Source organism: Flavobacterium sp. AC274 (assembly GCF_979258275.1).
The window spans coordinates 5,582,674-5,605,109 of sequence record NZ_OZ409852.1; the positions used below are offsets into that span (position 1 = coordinate 5,582,674).

Below are 22,436 nucleotides of genomic sequence, written 5' to 3' on the forward strand. Positions count from 1 at the left end.
AAGAAAATGACGAAAGCAGATATCGTAGCGAAAATTTCAGAGAAACTAGGTCTTGAAAAAGGAGATGTTCAAGCAACAGTAGAAACTTTTATGGAAGAAGTTAAAATTTCATTAGAAACTGGTGACAATGTTTACCTAAGAGGTTTCGGAAGTTTTATCGTAAAAACAAGAGCTGAAAAGACTGGAAGAAACATCTCTAAAAACACCACTATCAAAATTCCAGCGCACAACATTCCTGCGTTCAAACCTGCAAAAGTTTTTGTAGAAGGAGTAAAAACAAACAACGAAGCAAAATAATACTATTAATTAATTATAAAATCGACACGATATGCCAAGTGGTAAAAAAAGAAAGAGACATAAGGTAGCTACTCACAAAAGAAAGAAAAGAGCGAGAGCTAACCGTCACAAAAAGAAAAAGTAGTTTTAAACTACTTTTTTCTTTTTAACGTTCATTGAAATTGAAAAAAAGATGAAAGAGTAAAGAAAATAGAAAATAGACGTAAAAATCTATTCCTTTGTTCTATTCTCTACTAATCTTCTTTTCCCCGGGTTCAATACCTGTTAAAAATATTGTTTAATCCATCTGTAGATAAGATTTTAGATTTTAGTCCCGATAGCTATCGGGATAGATTTTAGATTTTTTTAATCTATTTTCTATTCTCTATATTCTATTTTCTGAAAAAACAGATAAAAATTTACAGTGTGAATAAAGAATTAATCATTAGATCTAGTTCTGAAGCCGTAGATTTTGCCTTATTAAAAGATGGAAAACTAATTGAATTACATAAAGAAGAAGAGAAAAGCAACTTTCAGGTTGGTGATATTTTTATTGCCAAAATAAGAAAACCAGTTGCCGGACTTAATGCTGCTTTTGTAAATGTAGGCTTCGAAAAAGATGCCTTTTTACATTATCACGATTTAGGACCTAACTTAGCTTCTCAATTGAAATTCATAAAACTTGTAAGCGCAGGTAAATTAAAAGATTTCTCCCTAAAAACCTTTCAGTTTGAAAAAGAGATTGACAAAGATGGCATCATTACTGATATTTTAAGTGCCAATCAATCTGTTTTAGTTCAAGTTGTAAAAGAACCTATATCTACCAAAGGTCCAAGAATAAGCGCTGAGCTTTCATTGGCAGGAAGATTTATTGTTCTCGTTCCGTTTTCTGACCGAGTTTCTATTTCACAAAAAATAGAAGACAAAAAAGAAAAGGATCGTCTAAAAAAACTTGTTCTATCTATCAAACCAAAAGGATTTGGTGTTATTGTTCGTACAGTAGCCGAAGGCAAAAACGTAGCCGAATTAGAAAAAGATTTGCAGAACCTGCTTGCCAGATGGACTGCAATGTGTAAAAAATTACCAACTGCTCATCATCCATCAAAAGTATTAGGAGAGCTTAACAGAGCTTCTTCAATATTAAGAGATGTTTTTAATGATACCTTTAGCGGTATCCAAATAGATGATGAAGAGTTGTACCATCAAACGAAGGAATATCTGCAAGAGATTGCACCTTCAAAACAATCGATTGTTAAGTTTTATCAATCAAACGACACTCCAATTTTTGAGAAATACAATATAGAGAGACAAATCAAAACTTCATTTGGAAGAACGGTTTCAATGAGCAAAGGCGCTTATCTTATTATCGAACATACTGAAGCTCTTCACGTTATAGACGTAAATAGTGGAAATCGTTCTAATAAGGCGACTAATCAGGAAGATACCGCCATGGAAGTAAATATGATCGCTGCCGCTGAAATTGCCAGACAACTTCGTTTGCGTGATATGGGCGGAATAATCGTAGTTGATTTTATCGATATGTCTAATCCTGAAAACAGGAAGGTTTTGTTCGACTTCTTGCGAGAAGAAATGAGCGACGATAAAGCAAAGCATAAAATCTTACCGCCTAGTAAATTTGGTTTAGTTCAAATTACGAGACAACGAGTAAGACCCGAAGTTAATATTAAAACTAGAGAAGAAGATCCAAACAATGAACATGGCGAAATTGAAGCGCCAATTTTAATCATTGATAAAATCACCTCTGATTTAGAAAGAATTTTAAAAACCCACAAGGGTGTTGTACTTAATGTACATCCGTTTGTGGCTGCATACCTCAGTAAAGGTTTTCCATCATTACGTTCAAAATGGTTTTTTGAACATAAGAAATGGGTGAAAATCATACCTCGTGACGCTTACACGTACCTAGAATATCATTTCTACGACAAAAAAGGAAATGCTATCAAAGAATAAAACAAGAAACCGCCTCTCGAAAGATTGGCGGTTTTTTTGTGCCTTTTTATTTTATTAGCCACGAATTCACAAATTATTATAAGTTCTAATTCGTGAATTCGTGGCTGTTTTTTAGGAGCAATTTCCAGCTATCCGTTACAATCTTTTATTTTTTAAAGAAAAAAATAAAAGGATTTTCACTTCTATCTGGGCTAGGCACTCGTTTTTATAAGAAGATTATTTACTTATATTTTTTATTTGAGCAAAGAAAAATGAACTATAAGCAGATATAAAGCAAACTATTAAAATCGAACTAATAACAAATTTTGTTTCACCATCACCCAATATTGTGAAATTTTTAAAATCAAAATATTCAAAAGCAGACACAAGAACGCTCAATAAATAAACTAAAAAAACAAATAAACTACTTTGACGAAAGTTTGAAGATGATGCGTAATTATTAAAAAGATGTAACATTGAACCAATTGGTAAAAGAAGCGTATAAAAGAAAAGCCATAAAATAGTAAATTCTCCATTTTTAAAAAAGAATCCAAAGCCATAATGATAATTAAAAAATACTGATCCTAAAATAATTATCAGATACAGACACGTTTGTTTCATATATTATATTTTAGTTTTTTATTCTCTCACAATTTCAACTTTTCTCCTTATTTCATTTCCAAATTCATCAACTACGGTAACATAATGAAATCCTGCTGTCATCAAAATTGGTTTTTCATGAAAAACTTTTGTTTCGCCTTTGTAAACATTATCAACGTACCAAAACAATTTATTTTCTCTTTGCGAATAAGCTACTTTAAAAATTACCGGCTGTATTTCACTATTAAAATCTTTCGTTAGATAAATTTTACTGTTTACTTTCGGATAAATAAAATCCATTGAGGTGGTTTGCGATCCCATACAATCTTCCTTAAAAGGAGGCAATGGCAAATATTCTATATGTTTGCCTTTGTAATACCAAGCCATAACCGGAGGCAGAATAAACCAATTTTTAACTACTATATTTTCAACATTTTCACAACTGCTATTAACCTGAAATTGTTCTGTTTGATCTAAATGCACGACTTTATGATACGGACAAATTGCTGTTGTTTTTCCTTTTTTACTGACCCATTGTTTTATTTTCGGGCATCCTTCTTTTGCCAGATAACCACTTAATTTACAAACTTCTACCTCATCTAAATCATTATAAGGCGTTTCGAACCATTTTTGTCTTGGCAGTAAATTAAAAACATCAAACAAAATAGGAGCCGCACTTGTAACGCCTGTCAAAGTTGGTCTTCCCTCGCCTGTTGCATTTCCAACCCAAACACCAACGACATATCTTGAATTTGTTCCTATAGCCCAGGCGTCTCGATTACCAAAGCTGGTTCCGGTTTTCCATGCGATTTTTAACGAACTGTCATAAAATTTCCAGGCTTCATCTCCTTCCGGTCGGTTTACTTCTTCCATTGCGTTATACGTCAGCCAAATTGAGCCGGCACCTAAAATATTCTTCTGATTCGTTTCGTCTCCAAAATCAGCCTCAAAATTATTTTCGTAATTCAGTTCTGCAAACTCTTTTGTTCTGTATTTTCCGTGACTTTTAGTATAATAATTTACCGTCGAAGATAAGTTTGCATATGAACGGCATAAATCCCATAAATTACTTTCGGCTCCGCCAAGAATAAGCGATAATCCGTAATGATCAGGTGTTTTATTTATATCTCTTAATTTAAATTTTTGCAATTCTTCATAAAATTTATTTACGCCAAATTCCTGCAGCATTAAAACTGCCGGAATATTTAGCGAACGGGACAGAGCTCTATGCGCAGGCACTGCTCCATCAAAAGTTAGATTAAAATTTTCTGGCGTATAACCCGCAATTTGCGTTGGTACATCTGCGACCAAAGTATTAGGCAAAAGTTCACCATCATCGAGCATTGCAGCATATAATAAAGGTTTTAGAATACTTCCGGTACTTCTTGGCGCATCAATAATATCAACATCTTTTTGGTGATCTTTATCTGTTGGTGCATTCCCAACATAACTTATTACATTTCTGTTTTTGACATCAATGACCAAAATTGCCAGATTATTGACTTCGTTTTGTTTGTATTGATTATAATAATATTTCGCAATTTGATTTACCCTGTTTTGCAACGCATAATCAACCGTGGTTTTTACTTTTGTCCCTTCCTGATCTTTAGCAACGCGCTGTAATAAATGCGGCGCAATTTGAGGCAAATTATACGGTTTTCCGGGCAATGGCTCATCAACAGAGAGTTCATAGGTTTGTTTATCGATTATACCTTCCTGATTTAATTTCAACAAAAGTCTATTTCTTTTTCTAATAATTTAATCTGATTTTTTCCGGGATAAATTAAACTTGGCGCGTTTGGCAAAACTGCTAATGTTGCGCTTTCTGCCCACGAAAGCTGAGTAGATTTTAATCCGAAATAACGCCAGGAAGCCATTTCAAGTCCAACAACATTTCCACCAAAAGGTGCATGCGCGGCATACAAATCTAAAATTTCGTTTTTAGAATAACCTAATTCTAAACGTGTTGCCAGAATAAGTTCAATGAATTTTTCGAAATAAGTTCTGCTTTTTCTTTTTCGAGAAAGCCTTATTACCTGCTGTGTTAATGTACTTCCACCGCGAACTACTTTTCCGGCTTTTCGGTTTTGTTTGATAGCATTGACCATTGCAACAGGATTAAAACCGGGATGCTTATAGAAATATTCATCTTCAAAATAAACGATACATTTTTTAAATTTATCGGGAACGCTATCTTGTTCCGGAAAACGCCATTGCCCGTCACGAGCAATTTTTGCGCCTAATAATTCTCCTTCTTCACTTTCGATAACGGTAGAATAAGGTTCGTGAAATAAAGTTCGTGGCAACGAGAAATAATAAATCAGCAAGAGTAAAAATACAATTGCTGATTTTATTTTATTTCTTTTTATCCAGTATAAAATGCGTTGAAAGAACGCTATAAGTTTATTTTTCAAAACAATTTCATTTTAGCCCACTGATTGTGCGGATTAAACGGATTTACACAGATTATTTTTTTATTAAATCTGAAAAACAAAACTAAAAACCAGTGTAAATCCGTTTAATCCGTTCTATCCGTGGGCAATATATTTACTTCACAACCTCAACCCAAAATCCTTTAGTTCTTGCTAAAAACGTATTATCATACATCGCTTCGCATTGCAATCCCGGTAAATAATAATTTCCTAAATAAGATGCATTCAGGAGAATTCTAAATACTTTGGTCTCACCTGCTTTCATTCCAAAATAGAAATTTGTTCTGTCATCACGAATATCAATATAATCTGCAATATTGTTTGTTGCATCTCCGTAGTCAGTAAAACGGGTATTTACGATTTCAAACCCAGACGGAAGAATTTGAGACAATGCTACATTTTCAACATGCTCATTTCGTTGATTTCTAACCGTAACTTCTGCAACAAATTCAGTTCCTTGTGTAATTCTCGAAACATCTATTGTTCCGCCTTTACGATTTTTGAAAACAATTCCGGCCGAAACATCATTTTGAACAACATTTTCCTGCCCAATTGGTAAAATTCCTGTGTTTAATACACGAACATAAATGGTGTTCTTTTTATTATTTTTTAAAGTAATACTGTTTGATCCTGTTTTTACCACCAAACTTCTGTCAGCAACTGTTTTTGATGTTTTTACTACCTGAGATTTTCCATCTTTACTAAATTGAACATCAATTCCTTTGGCACCATTATTTGCCGCAAATTTAGACATTGCATATAGGCAATATGCTGTTGTTTGCGTACTCATCCATTGGTCACTTGCCATGTTTTTAGCCAGTTTTATAGCCATTGCAAATGCTTTTTCTTTTTGCCCTAACAATAACATCGTTTCAAGAGCCATTGCTCTGTTTCTGGCGCTTGAACCATAATAATAGTAATTGTAATCACTGGTTTCATCTTCAATTTTACTATGTAAAAACAGGTTTTGACTTGCTGATTTTTGTCCTGCCAGAATATAAGCGGCAGCCAATCGCAATTTACTTTCATTAGAAATTCCTTTTGTTTCTCTTAATCTGTTCATAGAAGATAAATCTGAAGAACCAGCCAAAGCCAATGTATACAAACGATAAGCTTGTGCCAGATCATTTCCATAACGAGGTTCAAATCGCCATTGTTTGGCTTCTTTTTGTTGGTATGAAAGCCATTTTGATTTAAAATTAATTGGTAAAACATAACCTTTTTTCTCTGCCTCAATCATAAAATGTCCAGCGTATGAAGTTCCCCAATCATCGGCAAGCGCATTTCCCTGCCAATAAGAAAGTCCTCCGTTTGGCAACTGAAAACCTCCCAATCGATTTATTCCGGCCGTAACATTCTTTTGAATCAGTTGTAAACGTGTACCATCAATATCAGCAACTTCATTTAAAAATAATTGCGGAAATACAGAGGAAGTAGTTTGCTCTACGCAACCATGTGGATATTGAATAAGAAACTGTAATCTTCCGTTTAAATTAATTGTTGGCATTGATGAAACTTCCAACTTAGCTTTATTACTTCCTGAAACTCCAAACGTTTTCCAGCTAATTGTTTTAGAGCTATTAGGTTCTAAAATTACATCTGTAAAAGTATTCGTTACCGGATTTGGATTCGTCATATCAATCTCAACATCATAAACCGATTTTTCACTTCCCGATGTGGCTACAATCTGCACTTTTCCAATTCCGGTTAAACTGCCTACGGCCAGATTAAAATAAGCCATCTTTTCATCTGGATGTGCAAATGTTACTCTTTGTGTCGCACTTCCAATTACTTTTAATCCATTGCTGGTTTTGATCTGAACTGAAACATTTTTAATATTTTTTTCCATTGCAAAAACCGTAACCGGAATCGTTACTTTTTCTGATGGTGAAATTTTTCTTGGTAATGAAGCCAATACCATCAACGGACTACGAACAGGAGTTGCTTTTTCGACACTTCCGTAAGCACTTGTATTGGCATCTCCCGCCACAACCATTGTTCTTACCGAACCAATGTATTTTGGTAATTTGATCTGATGAGTTTTTGTTTGTCCTTTTTCTAATTTAAAAGGTCCCAGATAAACCACAACCGGTTTAAAACGATTGGCTTTTTTAGCTTTTCCTCCACCTAAATCCTGATCTCCACCAATACTGAAAATCTGATTTACTTTTCCGCCATATGCACCAATAACATCATTGTAAACGTCCCAGGTTTTTACACCCAAAGCCTCTCTGACATAAAAACTATCCCAGGCATTTGGCGTTTTAAAACGTGTTAAATCTAATAAACCTTCATCGACAATTGCAATCGTATAGGTCATTTCTTTTCCGGATTGCTCATTGACTTTTAAAGAAAATGTTTGTTCCGGTTTTAAAACATCCGGCATGGAAATTTTAGGAGAAAGAATCGTGTTTTTATCCACAACTTCAATCGGAACAATTCCGTACATTCTTATTGGCGAATCGTTTTTGGTCGTTGCGTGTGGTTGCAAAAGTGTAATATTAAAATACACATTTGGGGCCATTGCGGCTGTAACCGGAACTTCAACTTTTGTTTCGCCTTTTTTAGTTTCAACCCAAAGCGTCTGCACTACTTTTGATCCGTTTTCTATCGAAACCAATGCGCGTCCTCCTTCACTCGAAGGAAACGAAATTTGCGCTTTTTCGCCTACAGCATATTCTTTTTTATCGGTAGAAAAAACAAGCATATTGGCAGTAGAAGCATCTGTATTTCTGGTTTTTCCAGACCAGATTGGCCAATCGATATTTACAGTTAATGCAGATGCATGTCCGCCAGCTTCATCTGAAACACGAATTAAATAACGTCCCCATTCTTCATCTGTCAAGGCAAATTGAAAACTTCCTTTTCCGCTTGAATCTGTGTTTACTTTAAAAGTTTTATAAGATGTTGTTGCTTCTGATGAATTATAATTGGATAAATTATCGCTTGAGGCATCCCACCACCAACGCCATTCAACCTTGTATACTTTTACTTCAAGATCTTTAACAGACTTTGGTCTTCCATTTTCATCCACTGTTACAACATCAAATTTATTAGCCGTTCTGGTTTCCAGCATTCCGTATTTGTTTGGTTCAGGCGATTTAACTCCCACATATGTTTTATACGGAGAATAAGTTGTCGAGATAACATCTGTACTAAAATCTCCGCCTTCTTCATAAACTTTGGTAACAAACGCGGCTTTTAGCATTCCCGGTGCCTGACCTTGTAATTTTGGATCTATATTTACGGATGCTCTTCCGTTTGCGTCTAATTTTCCGGAGAAAACATTCACTTCTTCGGTACTAAACTGACGTACTAAATCATCAAAAACATATTTAGGATAATTTTTGAAAGTTGTGCTTTGCTGCGAAAATTTAGCCTGCATTTCTACATTCAAATTTTTGGCAATAGCACCGTGAAGCCAGGTTACTTCAAGATTACTTGTATTAGCATGCGTTGAAGATAAAATAGGGTTTCTAAAACTGTTCTTGATTTTTAAACGATTTGGTTTAATCGTTTCTATTTTGATGCTTTTATAATATTTTGCTCCGCCTACGCTTACCATCGCTTCCCAATTTCCGGTTGGCGCATCGGGATCTGTTGGAACCGTAAAAGCGTAATGATTTAATTCATTCGTTTTTTGTACGGTTTGATACGTCACTTTTCCATTCGGATCTGTTAACCTGAATTTTATCGGATGCGCTTTGGGTAATTTATTCGCAGCATCATTTAAAATAAATGATAAATACAAATTATCGCCCGGACGCCAAACGCCACGTTCTCCGTAAATAAACCCTTTTAATCCTTTTTGTAAAGTTTCGCCGGAAACATCAAAATTACTTACCGAAAGTGAATTCCCGTCGTCAAGTTTTACGTAAGTCGATTGATTTCCTAAAGTGACAATGGCAAAATAGGCAAATTTATCTAACTGAAATGAAGCAATTCCTTCACTGCTTGTTGCTGCTGTTGCCAGTTTTTGCTGCTGAAAACTATACAGATCAACTCTTGCATTTGAAACCGGTTCGGTTGTAATAATATTATTTACAGCAAAGAAATATGATTTATTTTCGCCTCTTTTGGCAATTACTCCCAAATCTGAAGCTAAAATATTGGTTCCTATCTTGGCATTGTAATAATACGAACCTGTACACGGATCCTGACTTTCTCTCCATTCATAATCATCATAATAATAATCGTCGTAAGAGTTTCCACTGTAGTTTACGTCATTTTCATCGACTTCTTCCTCTTCTTCTGAAGAACTATCATCGCTTTCAGAACTTTCGCATTTGTATAAAGAATAGGCTTTTTTATAAGAGAACTCAACTCTGTAAATTGCGCCGGGTTCCGGACTTATAATTTTAGACAAATCCAAAGCAAAAGTGTTCCATTTACTCGGATTTATTAATGAATTTTCTTTAAGATTAAGTCTCGTTTTAGCGATGGGCTGCGAAACTCGTTTTAGGTTTTGTGTTCCGTTTAGTTCATTATTTTGAAGAAATTGTAAAATGTTATTTTTATAAATTTTATAGACTTTTACATCAACAGCACTTAAATTTACGGCTTCAAAATTCAATTTTAAATTACTTGAACTTGGCAGGATTGTTCCGTTTTTGATAAGACGAACATTTGGTTTTATTTGATCAAAAGAAATCTTTTCAGAATAATTGTTTTTCATTTTCTGACCGTACTGGCTCTCGATTCCCTGAAAAACTTCCAATAATAATTCACCTGAAACAACTGCTGATTCCGGCTCTGGTTCTGATACAACTTCTTCCTCTACAACAGGTTCTACTACCGCAACAGTATCTACAGCAACACTCGCAGAATCAACTACAGCAACAGTAGAATCTACAGCAATAGCTTCAGTTTCAACTTCAACTTCAACTTCGTGTACAACTTCTTCAATTGGTTTTTGATTACTGAAATATACTTTCAGGACATTTCCCTGAGTTGAGAACTTCAGATTATTGGTATTTTGTATGGAAACCAATCCTTTAAAATCCTGACCTTTTTCTAATGGTTCAGAAAAATTGATCAATACTTGTTGATTATTATCATCCGGAATATCGACTTTGACAATCTTAAAATCATTAATAGCTGTAATTGGAAAATCCATTTTACCTTTTTGGTCGATATCAAAATCATTTCCATCATATGCAATCTCCAGATTACTTTCTGAATCTAATCGTTGAATACTATCAATTATAAACTTAAATTCTTTTCCTGAATTTGGCGTTTTATTAAATTTAATTTTAACCTTATTTCCGTTTTGAGAAGCTTCAACCAATTTTTGGGCTGTTTCTAAATCTATATCATCTGCAGTTTTAAGAACGCAATTCAGATATTGATATTCTTTACTATAAGATTGAATATCCAGCGTATTGATGGTAAAATCCTGTTTTACAGTTTTAACAGTAAAATTAAAATCAGAAAGATCTGTTTTATCATCATCTGTTTTTTTAGGAAGTTCAATTAACTTATCTAAGTGTAATGTTACCTGATATTCTGTTCCTGCTTTTAGTTTTTCCTCTGGAATAAAAGCAATTGTATTGCTTGAAAGTGCCACTATTTTTCCGTCGACACTTGGCGAAATATCAAACAAATCATTGTCTAAAACCTCATTTACTTTCCATTCTTTTTTATCGAAAGCCAGAACAACACGAATATCCGATTGTGCTGAGACAATTCCGCCTGTAAAACTTGTTATGTACTCTTTGAATAATGAAAAATCAGAGTTGAAATCTGATTTTTTGCCACAGGCCTGAAAAATTAAAAACACAAAAAACACGTAAACTAATTTTCTTGCTTTCACTTTGATAAAGGAGTTAATTGTTACAAATACTGTTAAATATAAAGAAAATGCGGTTTGATGATCTTAAAATCATATTAACAAAACACTAATTATATTCTAGTAAATGTATACTATTTTCCGAAGTATTTAAGAGGAAAATTCAGTTGCCTGAATTATTTTTCAGAAATGAAAAGAAAGAATTATTGATAGCTTTTAGCAGAAAAAATGTTTCACATTTCTATACCTAATTTAGACAAATTTTCATCCATCTCACAAAAATGCTCCTCGGTATTGGCTGAATAAAAAAGTTGATTATTACTCATAATTATAATAACATCATCACTATAATTTCCGTAAAATTTTATTCCTTCACACCATTGTTTAAAAGCAACGTTTTTATTTTTGTAGTTTTCAACGATAAAATCTATCTCATTTTGTTTCAACTCTTTAAATGACTCAGATGAAAACTGAAGTGCGAAAGCGGCCTGAAGAAAAGCCATTGCGGTAAAAAACTCTAATAAGGTTTCTGTTTCTAACAGCCATGTTTTTTGATCATAACTTATATAAACTGGCGGATTAGCATTTAATAAATCCTGCTTATTGATTCCCCAAACACAAGCTCTTTGATTCTCAGAATAAAATATCAAAAAGTCATTGTGCTGATAATATTGAAAGCGTTCCGGTGTAATTAATAAATCTTGTGTGTGATTTAAGTTTTGAATTTTACCCAATTCAGTGTAATAATCAACAAATACTTGTGGAAGATTACCAAAAATATTTTTAATAGTTTCTATTTCATTATCTGTAAAACCATTAGATTCTGAAATGTGAAATAGTTTTTTTATTGTTGAAAAATCAGTCATAACATTGTTATCATCAAAAATATTATTTACGTCTTTCAATAAAAAACGCTTCATTAATTCAGCCGCTTCATTAGCCATAACTCCAGAAACAACAGTTGTTTTTGGATGCAATTTTGTTCCCATTACCATAAAACCTCGCTGTTCATCGCGCGCTCCAAAAACGATTTTTGAAATCTGACTCCAATACAAAGCTCCTGCACACATTTGGCAAGGCTCGAGCGTAACATATAAGGTACAGTCTTTAAGATATTTGCCACCCAGAAAGTTTGCGGCAGCGGTTATGGATTGCATTTCGGCATGAGCAGTAACATCATTTAATAACTCTGTCAGATTATGACTTCTTGCAATTACTTTATCAGCCACAACAATGATGGCGCCAACGGGAATTTCGCCTTTTTCAAAGGCCATTTCAGCTTCCTGCAAAGCTTTTTTCATAAAGTACTCGTCGGTGAAAGGATTTATCATAATTGCAAAAATAAGGTTTTGAAAATAATTTTTACTGAGTTTTCATTATTCGTTTTTATTTCGTGAGGCGATTAATTTTAGTAATTGCCTCAAATATGACGGTTTTTTGAGGCGATTAATTCTGTTAATCGCCTCAATCTTTAACTGAGTCATTTTTATTCAAGGATTTACTATTTATTTTTTATTACATTTAAATCCTGATATTCAAAAATGGAAAGTAAACACAAAATAACAATTCCTGAACCTTGTCATGAAAACTGGGACAAAATGACGCCAAACGAAAATGGTCGTTTTTGTCTGAGTTGTTCTAAAACAGTTGTTGATTTTACAACCATGTTACCGGATGAAATACAGCATTTTTTCATTCAAAATCAGAATCAAAAAGTCTGTGGAAGATTTAAAAACGAACAATTAGAGAGTTTAATTATTCTGATTCCAAGTCAGGTTTTATATAGTCAAACCCATTATTCTAAAATGTTTTTACTGGCTTTGTTTATTGCTATGGGAACAACTTTATTTAGCTGCTCAGATAAAGACGGAAACAAAAACAGAATTGATAAAATCGAGATTGTTAACAATACCGTGCAAAATCAAAACGAAGATGAAGCTGTTTCCTCTTGTTATGGTCATCAGATCGAATCTAAAAAAGTAAAAACAAAAAAACCGAGTTACGGGTTTACGACAGGAAATCTGGTTGCTCCTCCTTATAATGAAACAGGAAATTTTAATTATCAGATTATATATAATTCCAATGATTTAGATGTTTTACCTGTTCCGGAAAATGGGATAAAAAATTTCTATGATTATTTCAAAAAAAATTATGTCACCCCAAACAAAACAGAAACGTTTCGGGGAAAAATATCTATCTTATTTGTTGTAGAAGGAGACGGCAGTCTGAGCAATTTTAATATAGTTGAAAATACCCCGAAAGAAATAGGAGAAGAAGCTATTAGAGTTTTAAAAACTGCTCCAAATTGGATTCCCGGAAAGTTTAATAATCACATTGTTCGGTCATCATATACTTTAAAAATATAAAAACAATACTTGACTACTTAGTTAGGAATTATTTTAAATTTAAAACCGTAAATTTGTTTTTTACTCTACAATGAAAAGCAATTTACTTTCAAACATATTCAATCCAGCCGATTTACGTCTTTTACAAGAGGCGCAATTGCCTCAAATTGCTCAGGAATTACGTCAATTTATAATTGATGTTGTTTCTGTAAAAGAAGGGCATTTGGGCGCGAGTTTAGGTGTAATTGAATTGACAATTGCCTTGCATTATGTTTTTAATACTCCCGAAGATTTATTGGTTTGGGATGTTGGACATCAGGCTTACGGACATAAAATCCTGACTGAAAGACGAAAAAATTTTCACACCAACAGACAAATAGGCGGAATTTCCGGTTTTCCTAAAAGAGGCGAAAGTGTTTACGATACTTTTGGCGTTGGACATTCTTCAACGTCAATTTCTGCTGCATTGGGAATGGCGATTGCCTCTCAATTAAAAGGTGATTTCAACAAACAGCATATTGCAGTTATTGGCGATGCTTCTATAGCTTCGGGAATGGCTTTTGAAGGTTTAAATCATGCCGGAGTTACAGACGCTAATATTCTCGTTATTTTAAACGACAACGCAATTGGAATTGATCCAAGCGTTGGGGCTTTAAAAAAATACCTTACGGCGGTTAAAAACGGGAAAAATCCGAAGCAGAATAATATGATCAAATCTTTGAATTTTGATTATTCGGGTCCAATTGACGGACATGATCTTCCTGCTTTAATTAAAGAATTAAATCGTTTAAAAAAGATAAAAGGTCCTAAATTCCTTCATATTGTTACAACAAAAGGAAAAGGGTTACAGCAAGCCGAAGAAAATCAGGTAAAATATCATGCGCCTGGAAAATTTGATGCCTTAACGGGAGAAATTCATTTGAAATATGAAGAAAATCTTCCTCCAAAATATCAGGACGTTTTTGGTTTAACCCTTTTGGATTTGGCCAAAAAGAATGAAAAAATTATCGGAATCACACCCGCAATGCCATCCGGAAGTTCTTTAAAATTCATGATGGATGAAATTCCTGAACGTGCTTTTGATGTGGGCATTGCAGAACAACATGCTGTAACGCTTGCCGCCGGAATGGCAACTCAGGGCATGATTGTATATTGCAATATCTATTCGACTTTTTTACAGCGTGCCTACGATCAGGTTATTCATGATGTGGCCTTGCAGGATTTACCTGTTATTTTTTGTCTGGACAGAGCGGGTTTGGTTGGCGAAGACGGAGCAACGCATCACGGTGTTTTTGATATTGCTTATTTAAGATCAATCCCGAACATGATAATTTATGCGCCAATTAATGAAATTGCGCTTCAAAACATTTTATATACTGCTCAATTTGGACTAGAGCATCCTATTGCAATTCGATATCCGAGAGGTCGGGGCGTTATTTCGAATTGGGAAGTAGAAAATTTCGGACAATACGAAAATATTAAAATTGGCGACGGAAATTGTCTAAAAAGCGGTACAGAAACAGCCGTTTTATCTACTGGAACAATTGGTAATAATGTGATTGCTGCCTTAAACGAATGCGGAAATCCAAAAACTATTGCCCATTATGATCTCCCATTCATTAAACCATTAGACAACAATATATTACATTATATTTTTGAGAATTTTAAAACCCTTATTACTATCGAAGATGGTGTCATCAGCGGAGGTTTTGGAAGCGCAATTCTCGAATTTGCAGCAGCAAATAACTATACGAATAAAATACAAATTCTGGGCGTTCCTGATGTATTTATTGAGCATGGAACTGTCTTACAATTACAACAATTATGCAAAATTGACGTTAAAAGTTTAGCAAATCTTTTTTCTAACCGTTCAAAATAATTATTTTGCGCAGTCAAAAAAAATCAAAAGTTAACCTAATGAAATTATTTCGATTCACCATCTTATTATTCCTTTTTAGTTTTTCGATTACGACGTCTGCTCAAATTATTCGAACTACGCTAGATCCTTCCCAATTGCCAAAAATTCCTTCAAACTGGACAAAGAAAAATCAAATAGGTTTTGATATTTCAGAAATTGCATTTGTTAACTGGAGCGCGGGGGGAACAAGTTCCATTTCTGGTTTATTTAAAGGTGAATTTGGAAGAACTTATGCCAAAGGAAATCATAAATGGGTGAATGAACTTATTGTAAAATATGGTTTAAATAAACAAGATGGTACCGAATTAAGAAAAACTGACGATGCTGTTCAGTTGAACTCTACTTACGGATTTAGAAAAGACACTTTATCAAACTGGTATTATTCTGCCAAGTTTAATTTTAACACGCAATTTACAGACGGTTACAATTATCCTAATAGGGATATTGCAATCTCTAAACCATTTGCACCGGCATATATCTTTTTAGGAGCCGGAGCTGAGAATTCAAACAAGCAAAAAGACAGAACATTTTATTTCTCTCCAATCACGTTAAAAACGACTTTGGTATTAGATCAATATTTAGCAAATCAGGGATCTTTTGGTGTTAAAAAAGCCGTTTATATAACTGATCCTAATGATCCTGCAAGTCAAATTTTAGTTGAAGAAGGACAAAAGGTAAAAGCCGAATTTGGTATTTTATTCACCGGATATATGAAAAGCGAAATTTATAAAAACGTTTTTTATGAAAACAGGCTAAGTTTATATACCGATTATCTGAACAAATTTGGAAATGTCGACATTGATTATGACACGCGTATAGACCTTGTAGTTAATGCTTATGTAAAAGCAAACATTGGGGTTCATTTAGTATATGATGATGACATCAAAACCAAAATAGATGTTGTAGACCCGGTAACAGGAACAACAAGTCAGGTTAATGACGGGCCAAGAGCTCAGCTAAGACAAGTTCTGGGTGTAGGTCTTGTATATGCTTTTCAGTAATTAATTATTCTTTCTTCCGTTAATAGTTTCGAATAATTCTAACGCATTTCCATCTGTTAAAAGAGAAACAAAATGACAAATATGAAGCAAACGTTCGTATAAATTAGTTTTATCTAAATGATGCTTTTCCGGCAGCATTTTTAAAATTAAATTATCATAATTGGATGCCTTTCCTTCATATTTGTTATTAAAAGCTGTTATAAATTTATCCAGCAAGGTTTGAATAATTTGATAACCCACAATTTCCTTTTCAATTACTTCACGGCTTTGATAGATTTTCTCAACACTTAATTTGATAATATCATCCATTTGAGCTTTGTATTTGCTTTTATCTGTTAAAGCAAAAGGAAATTTTCCAGCCAGGATTGCTTCTTCATTGTCAATAAAAACATCAACCGCGTCGTTTATTAAAGCTCCAATTGCTAAAGCTCTTAAATAACTAATACGATCTTCTTTTGTCTCTAACATTTTATATTTTGAAACGCCAATATTGTCTTTTACAAGCTTTATTAAATATTCTAAAGCAAAATCTTCAGAAACTAAACCAAGATTTATCCCATCTTCAAAATCAATAATTGTGTAGCAAATATCATCTGCAGCTTCTACCAAATATGCAAGAGGATGTCTTTCGAAACCAATGTCTTCACCCTCTTTGTTGGCAATCATTCCCATATCCTGAGCTACTTCTTCAAAAAATGATTTATCAGTCTGGAAGAAACCGTATTTTTTATCGGCAATATTATTTGTTGGTTTTTTAGGAAGGCTTTCTTTGGGATATTTCATAAAAGCACCTAAAGTGGCATACGAAATTCTAAGTCCGCCCTCAATTCCCGGACGACTGGCTGTAAGCACAGAAAACCCATTTGCATTTCCTTCAAAATCAATCAAATCCTGCCATTGTTTTGCTGTTAGTTTATCTTTATGTTTCAGTCCGTTTCCTATTGAAAAATATTCCCCAATAGCTTTTTCACCAGAATGACCAAAAGGCGGATTTCCTATATCATGCGCCAAAGATGCCGCCGCTACGATGGCACCAAAATCATTCATATGGTAGCCATGAATTTCTTTTAAGTCCGGATATTTTTCGATAATTTTTTTCCAACCAAACGCCCTAAAGAGCGCCCTACAACTGAAACTTCTAAACTGTGTGTTAGTCTTGTGTGTACGAAATCTGTTTTTGAAAGGGGAATAACCTGCGTTTTATCCTGCAAAGATCTAAAGGCTGACGAAAATATAATTCGGTCATAATCCACCTCAAATCCCAAACGGGTATCATCTTGTTCTACACGTAATCTTTTGTTAGTATCGCCTTGACGTTTGAGTGATAAAAGTTGTTCCCAGTTCATTATTCAATTTTAGATTTGTGATTTTAGATTGTAGATTTGGATCTAAATGTCAAAAATACATTTTATTTTATGATTTTATAGCGATTAAAACTCTAAAGCTGTGCTATGTTTAATTTCTCCCATGACAAAAATACTGTTGGTGTTTCCAATATTTTCTATGGTTGATAATTTATTCATGACAAAATCCTGATAACTAGCCATATCCTGAACCAGTATCTTTAGCATAAAATCGTAGTCTCCGGCAATATTATAACATTCTATAATTTCTGGTAGTGCCACAATATCTTTCACAAAATTACTTCCTACATTTTTTGCATGTTCTTTTAGGCGAACATTACAGAAAACCGTCATACCGCGATTCATTTTTTTCTTGTCTAATAAAGCTACATATTTAGTAATATATCCGTCGCGTTCCAGTCTTTTTATACGTTCATAAACCGGCGTTACCGTCAGAAACAATTTACTTGCGAGGTCTTTTGTATTGATATTGGAGTTTTCCTGCAAGTGTTTAAGTATCAACAAATCGGTTTTATCTAAGTTTTCCATAGTAATTTTTACGGCTAAAGTTCTTTTAAATAAATTTCATCAGTAATATAATCTTTAAAAAAGCATTTTAAAATACATTTTACTTAAATAATAACCAAATATAAGTATTAAAACCTAAAACAATAAATTTGTTCAGTAAAAAATACTGAGAAAAAAATGAAGACAAATAATTTAGGTTACCCTCGAATTGGCAGCAACAGAGAACTGAAAAAAGCCAGCGAATTGTATTGGGCAAGAAAAATTTCGGTTGACGAACTTATCGATACTGGAAAAGAAATTCGCCTTAACAACTGGAAATTACAAACTAAAGCCGGAATCGATTTAATCCCTTCTAATGATTTTTCTTTTTATGATCAGGTGCTTGATTTAACATTGGCTTTTGGTGCCATTCCGGAGCGTTACCATGAATTTGCCAAAACCAACTCTTCTATCGATTTGTATTTTGCAATGGCAAGAGGCGCACAAAAAAACGGACAAGACGTCGTGGCGATGGAAATGACAAAATGGTTTGATACCAATTACCATTATATTGTTCCTGAATTTACAAAAAACCAAAAATTTGAATTGTTTTCAGAAAAAATAATTAATGAATTTAAAGAAGCAAAAGATTTAGGAATTGCTACAAAACCAGTTTTAATTGGGCCAATTTCTTATTTACTTTTAGGAAAAGAAAAAGAAGAAGGTTTTCACCGAATTGATCTTATCGATAAATTGCTTCGGGTTTACTTTGAAATTTTCGAAAAATTACAAGCCGAAAATGTAGCATATATTCAGCTTGACGAGCCTTTCTTAGCTTTAAATTTAACGGATAAAGAAAGAAACACTTTTACAGAAGTTTATAATGAAATCAATATTCGTTTTCCAAAAATAAAAATCATTCTGGCAAACTACTTTGATTGTTTTGGCGAAAATCTCGAAACTGCATTGGCTTTGCCTGTTGACACTCTTCATTTAGATTTAGTACGCTGTCCGCTTCAACTAAATGACATTTTAGAATCAGGAAAATTAAATACTACTGTAAATCTTTCATTGGGAGTTGTTGATGGTAGAAATATCTGGAAAAATGATTTCAAAAAATCTTTAGAATTAATCAAAAAAGCTACTGATGCTTTGGGAGAAAACAGAATTTTAGTTGCTCCGTCTTGTTCTTTAATTCACAGTCCGTGTGATTTAGAGTTAGAAACGAATGATGCAACACTTACACCTGAAATCAAACAATGGCTTGCTTTTGCCAAACAAAAAATCAATGAAATTGTATTATTAAAACAATTTGCTTCAAACGAAGTGAATACTGAGAATTCTGAAGATTTTAAACAAAATACAACTGCGAATGAAAATCGTAAAACTTCAAAATTAATCCACAATAATGAAGTTAAATCTCGTGTAGCCAACATTACAGCTTCTGACGATAAACGTAAAAGTACATTTGCAACGAGAAGAAAAAGTCAGATCGAAGCTTTGAATCTTCCATTATTTCCAACAACAACTATTGGGTCTTTCCCTCAAACGGCGGAAGTAAGAAGCTGGAGAGCGAAATTTAAAAAAGGCGAATTAACCGTTGAACAATACAATGATTTAATCGAAAAAGAAACCGAAGCTACGATTCGTTTTCAGGAAGAAACGGGAATTGATGTTTTGGTTCACGGAGAATTCGAGCGTAATGATATGGTGGAATATTTTGGAGAACAATTAGCCGGATTTACCTTTACTAAAAATGGCTGGGTTCAAAGTTACGGAAGCCGCTGCGTGAAACCTCCGGTAATTTATGGCGATGTTTCGAGACAAAACCCAATGACGGTTAAATGGTCGAAATACGCACAATCTTTGACTCCAAAATGGGTAAAAGGAATGCTTACAGGACCTGTAACGATTTTGCAATGGTCATTTGTTCGTAACGATCAGCCACGTTCTGAAACTTGTACGCAAATTGCATTGGCGATTCGTGATGAAGTGGTTGATTTGGAAAAAGCAGGAATCAAAATTATTCAAATTGATGAACCTGCTATTCGCGAAGGATTGCCATTGCGAAAAGAAGAATGGGCAAATTATCTGGATTGGGCTGTAAAAGCGTTTAGAATTTCGGCAAGTGGAGTAAAAGATGATACACAAATTCATACGCATATGTGTTACAGCGAATTTAACGATATTATCCAAAATATTGCTGACATGGATGCCGATGTTATTACAATCGAATGCTCGCGTTCGCAAATGGAACTTTTAGATGCTTTTGCCAACTTTAAATATCCTAACGAAATTGGGCCTGGAGTTTATGATATTCACTCGCCACGTGTTCCTTCGAGTCAGGAAATGGTAAAATTACTAGAAAAAGCTTCGGCTGTAATCCCTGTAGATCAATTATGGGTAAATCCGGATTGTGGTTTAAAAACACGTCATTGGGATGAAACCAAAAAAGCTTTAATCGAAATGGTTGCCGCCGCTCAGGAAATGAGAGCTGCCGTTGAAAGTCCGGTTAATTAATACTTTTTATTTAATATATTTTTGTTTTTTAATGTCAACAAAGTGAAGTCGAGTTCTTGTAGTTATGAAATTCTTCGGCTTTATTTGGTTGGCATTTTTGTTTTTAAAAATAAAATGAGTTAAAGTAATTTTGAAGCAGAAAATTATGTTTCCAAAACACGTTCTGTCCCGCTATCCGCTATATCTTTTGTGTCCGCCGCGGCGGACACAAAAGGATATCGCTTCTATCGGGGCTAAATGAGAATTTTTAGTTTTTAAAAGACTTCACGTAAAAAGCAAAAAGCATCCGCCAACGCGGATGCTTTCTTCAAAATTGAATATAATTTATATATTAAAAGTTTTTAGAAACTCCAATATTAACTGTTTTCCCAAAATTGAAATAGAATTTACTAACATCAATATCACTAGTGTCAAAACTTAATGTTTCGTATCCTAAACCACCAATGCTAAAGTTTAACCCAAAACCTTTTTTCATATTTATAAAAAGTGCTGGTGTTATTCCTGCGTAAAGTCCATCTGCTTTACTTTCTGAAGTAAGCGATCCGTTAATATAATCTTTATTTTTCTGATTTTGGAAACCAGCCCCTAAATCGGCAAATACTGAAAATGTTTCACTCAACGGAACCGAATAACGTACAAATGCACCTACTTTGAAAGTATTATATTTCGATTCTGATTCTTCTCCAAGATCATTTGGTAAAGAAATTGTAGATTTTGAAGAAGACAAGGCAAATTCAACACCGGCTGTCCAATTATCGTGAAACTGATAACCCACTTTTGGAGAAAAACCAAATGAATTTGATTTTCTCTCCTCGCCTTGATTATCAATTTTTTCAGAAGCAAATCCGATGTTTCCACCAACTAAAATTGTCCCTTTTTGAGCATTTGCAAAGCTAAACATAGCCAATGCAAGAATAAGTAGCATTTTTTTCATATGTAATATTTGTTAAGATTTCAAATACACAGAACAACTAAAATACCATAATTTAACTCCAACAGATTTATTAACAATTTGTTTACCAAGGAATAAATAAAGAATATTAAAACAAAAAAAGCACTCCAATGGAGTGCTTTTCATTTAACATTAAGTTAATTTAAGATTAGAAGTTTTTAGAAACTCCAATATTAAATGTTTTACCAAAATTAAAATCGAAGTTTTTGTATTCTGGTCCGTTGTTTTCGTAGTTTATTGTACCGTAGTTTAATCCACCAATGTTAAAGTTTAAACCAAAACCTTTTTTCATATCGATAAAAAGAGCTGGTGTTACACCAACATACATACCGTCACCTTTAGCTGTTGAAGTAAGTGGTCCTGCATAAGTTTTGTCTTTTTCAGCTTGATAACCTAACCCTAATTCTGCAAAGAATGAGAAAGTTGGATTTAATGGCATTGTGTAACGTAAAAATGCACCTAATTTAGTAGTATTAAATCTATCTTCGTTAACTCCTTGTTTTGTTTTAGAAGAACCAAAAGAAGCCTCACCTCCTACAGTCCAACTTTCGTGAAATTGGTAACCTACTTTTGGAGAAAAATTAAATTCATTGTTTTTTACTTCGTTATTTCCAAGAGTTCTGGTTTCTGAAGAATAACCAATACTACCACCAACTAAGATTGTTCCTTTTTGTGCATTTGCAAAGCTAACTACAGCTAATGCAACAATAACTAACATTTTTTTCATTTTGTTTTTGTTTTAAAAAATTTAATAACGCTTTAACAATAACGATGCCGCAACAATTAAACATTAAGATTTTTTTA

Annotated in this window: 10 protein-coding genes and 3 pseudogenes; 6 read left to right on the forward strand and 7 right to left on the reverse strand. The window is 33.7% G+C overall.

The annotated features are described in order from the left end of the window. Positions 1-6 precede the first annotated feature (6 nt). Positions 7-297, forward strand: a complete 291-nt coding sequence (locus ACZZZT_RS25165) for an HU family DNA-binding protein (protein WP_042566188.1) — start codon at positions 7-9, stop codon at positions 295-297. A gap of 405 nt (positions 298-702) precedes the next feature. Next, complete coding sequence (locus tag ACZZZT_RS25170) at positions 703-2,247, forward strand: Rne/Rng family ribonuclease (RefSeq protein ID WP_463462332.1); 1,545 nt, start codon at positions 703-705, stop codon at positions 2,245-2,247. Positions 2,248-2,865: 618 nt separating this feature from the next. On the opposite strand, the pseudogene pbpC reads toward ACZZZT_RS25170, so the two are convergent. The 3 genes and pseudogenes from pbpC to ACZZZT_RS25185 form a co-directional block, all read right to left on the reverse strand. After that, positions 2,866-5,240: pseudogene (pbpC, locus tag ACZZZT_RS25175) on the reverse strand (penicillin-binding protein 1C). A gap of 133 nt (positions 5,241-5,373) precedes the next feature. Next, a complete protein-coding gene (locus ACZZZT_RS25180) occupies positions 5,374-11,070 on the reverse strand; it encodes an alpha-2-macroglobulin family protein (protein WP_463462333.1) in 5,697 nt (1,898 codons plus the stop codon). An 875-nt stretch (positions 11,071-11,945) separates the two neighbouring features. Next, positions 11,946-12,377: pseudogene (locus tag ACZZZT_RS25185) on the reverse strand (nucleoside deaminase); the annotation flags it as partial. Between the two features lie 210 nt (positions 12,378-12,587). Between ACZZZT_RS25185 and ACZZZT_RS25190 the strand changes: the two are divergent. From ACZZZT_RS25190 to ACZZZT_RS25200, 3 genes are all read left to right on the forward strand, one after another. Further along, a complete protein-coding gene (locus ACZZZT_RS25190) occupies positions 12,588-13,412 on the forward strand; it encodes an energy transducer TonB (protein ID WP_463462334.1) in 825 nt (274 codons plus the stop codon). A gap of 70 nt (positions 13,413-13,482) precedes the next feature. Continuing rightward, positions 13,483-15,270 carry a 1-deoxy-D-xylulose-5-phosphate synthase gene (locus ACZZZT_RS25195; RefSeq protein WP_463462335.1) on the forward strand — a complete coding sequence of 596 codons (1,788 nt, stop codon included), beginning with the start codon at positions 13,483-13,485 and terminating at the stop codon, positions 15,268-15,270. Between the two features lie 38 nt (positions 15,271-15,308). Beyond that, positions 15,309-16,310, forward strand: a complete 1,002-nt coding sequence (locus ACZZZT_RS25200; RefSeq protein WP_042566182.1) for a DUF3078 domain-containing protein — start codon at positions 15,309-15,311, stop codon at positions 16,308-16,310. On the opposite strand, the pseudogene ACZZZT_RS25205 reads toward ACZZZT_RS25200, so the two are convergent. Both ACZZZT_RS25205 and ACZZZT_RS25210 read right to left on the reverse strand, forming a co-directional pair. After that, positions 16,311-17,656: pseudogene (locus tag ACZZZT_RS25205) on the reverse strand (deoxyguanosinetriphosphate triphosphohydrolase). An 84-nt stretch (positions 17,657-17,740) separates the two neighbouring features. Next, positions 17,741-18,202: an Lrp/AsnC family transcriptional regulator gene (locus ACZZZT_RS25210; protein ID WP_042566180.1), complete on the reverse strand. Its 462-nt coding sequence runs from the start codon at positions 18,200-18,202 to the stop codon at positions 17,741-17,743. A gap of 156 nt (positions 18,203-18,358) precedes the next feature. Between ACZZZT_RS25210 and metE the strand changes: the two genes are divergently transcribed. Next, a complete protein-coding gene (gene metE, locus ACZZZT_RS25215) occupies positions 18,359-20,680 on the forward strand; it encodes a 5-methyltetrahydropteroyltriglutamate--homocysteine S-methyltransferase (RefSeq protein ID WP_463462336.1) in 2,322 nt (773 codons plus the stop codon). Between the two features lie 331 nt (positions 20,681-21,011). Here metE and ACZZZT_RS25220 read toward each other — a convergent pair whose 3' ends face one another. After that, entirely contained in the window at positions 21,012-21,614 is a 603-nt protein-coding gene (locus ACZZZT_RS25220) for an outer membrane beta-barrel protein (protein ID WP_463462337.1), read from the reverse strand. 166 nt (positions 21,615-21,780) lie between these two features. Further along, positions 21,781-22,359, reverse strand: coding sequence for an outer membrane beta-barrel protein (locus ACZZZT_RS25225; RefSeq protein WP_463462338.1), 579 nt, complete (start codon positions 22,357-22,359; stop codon positions 21,781-21,783). Positions 22,360-22,436: the final 77 nt, after the last annotated feature.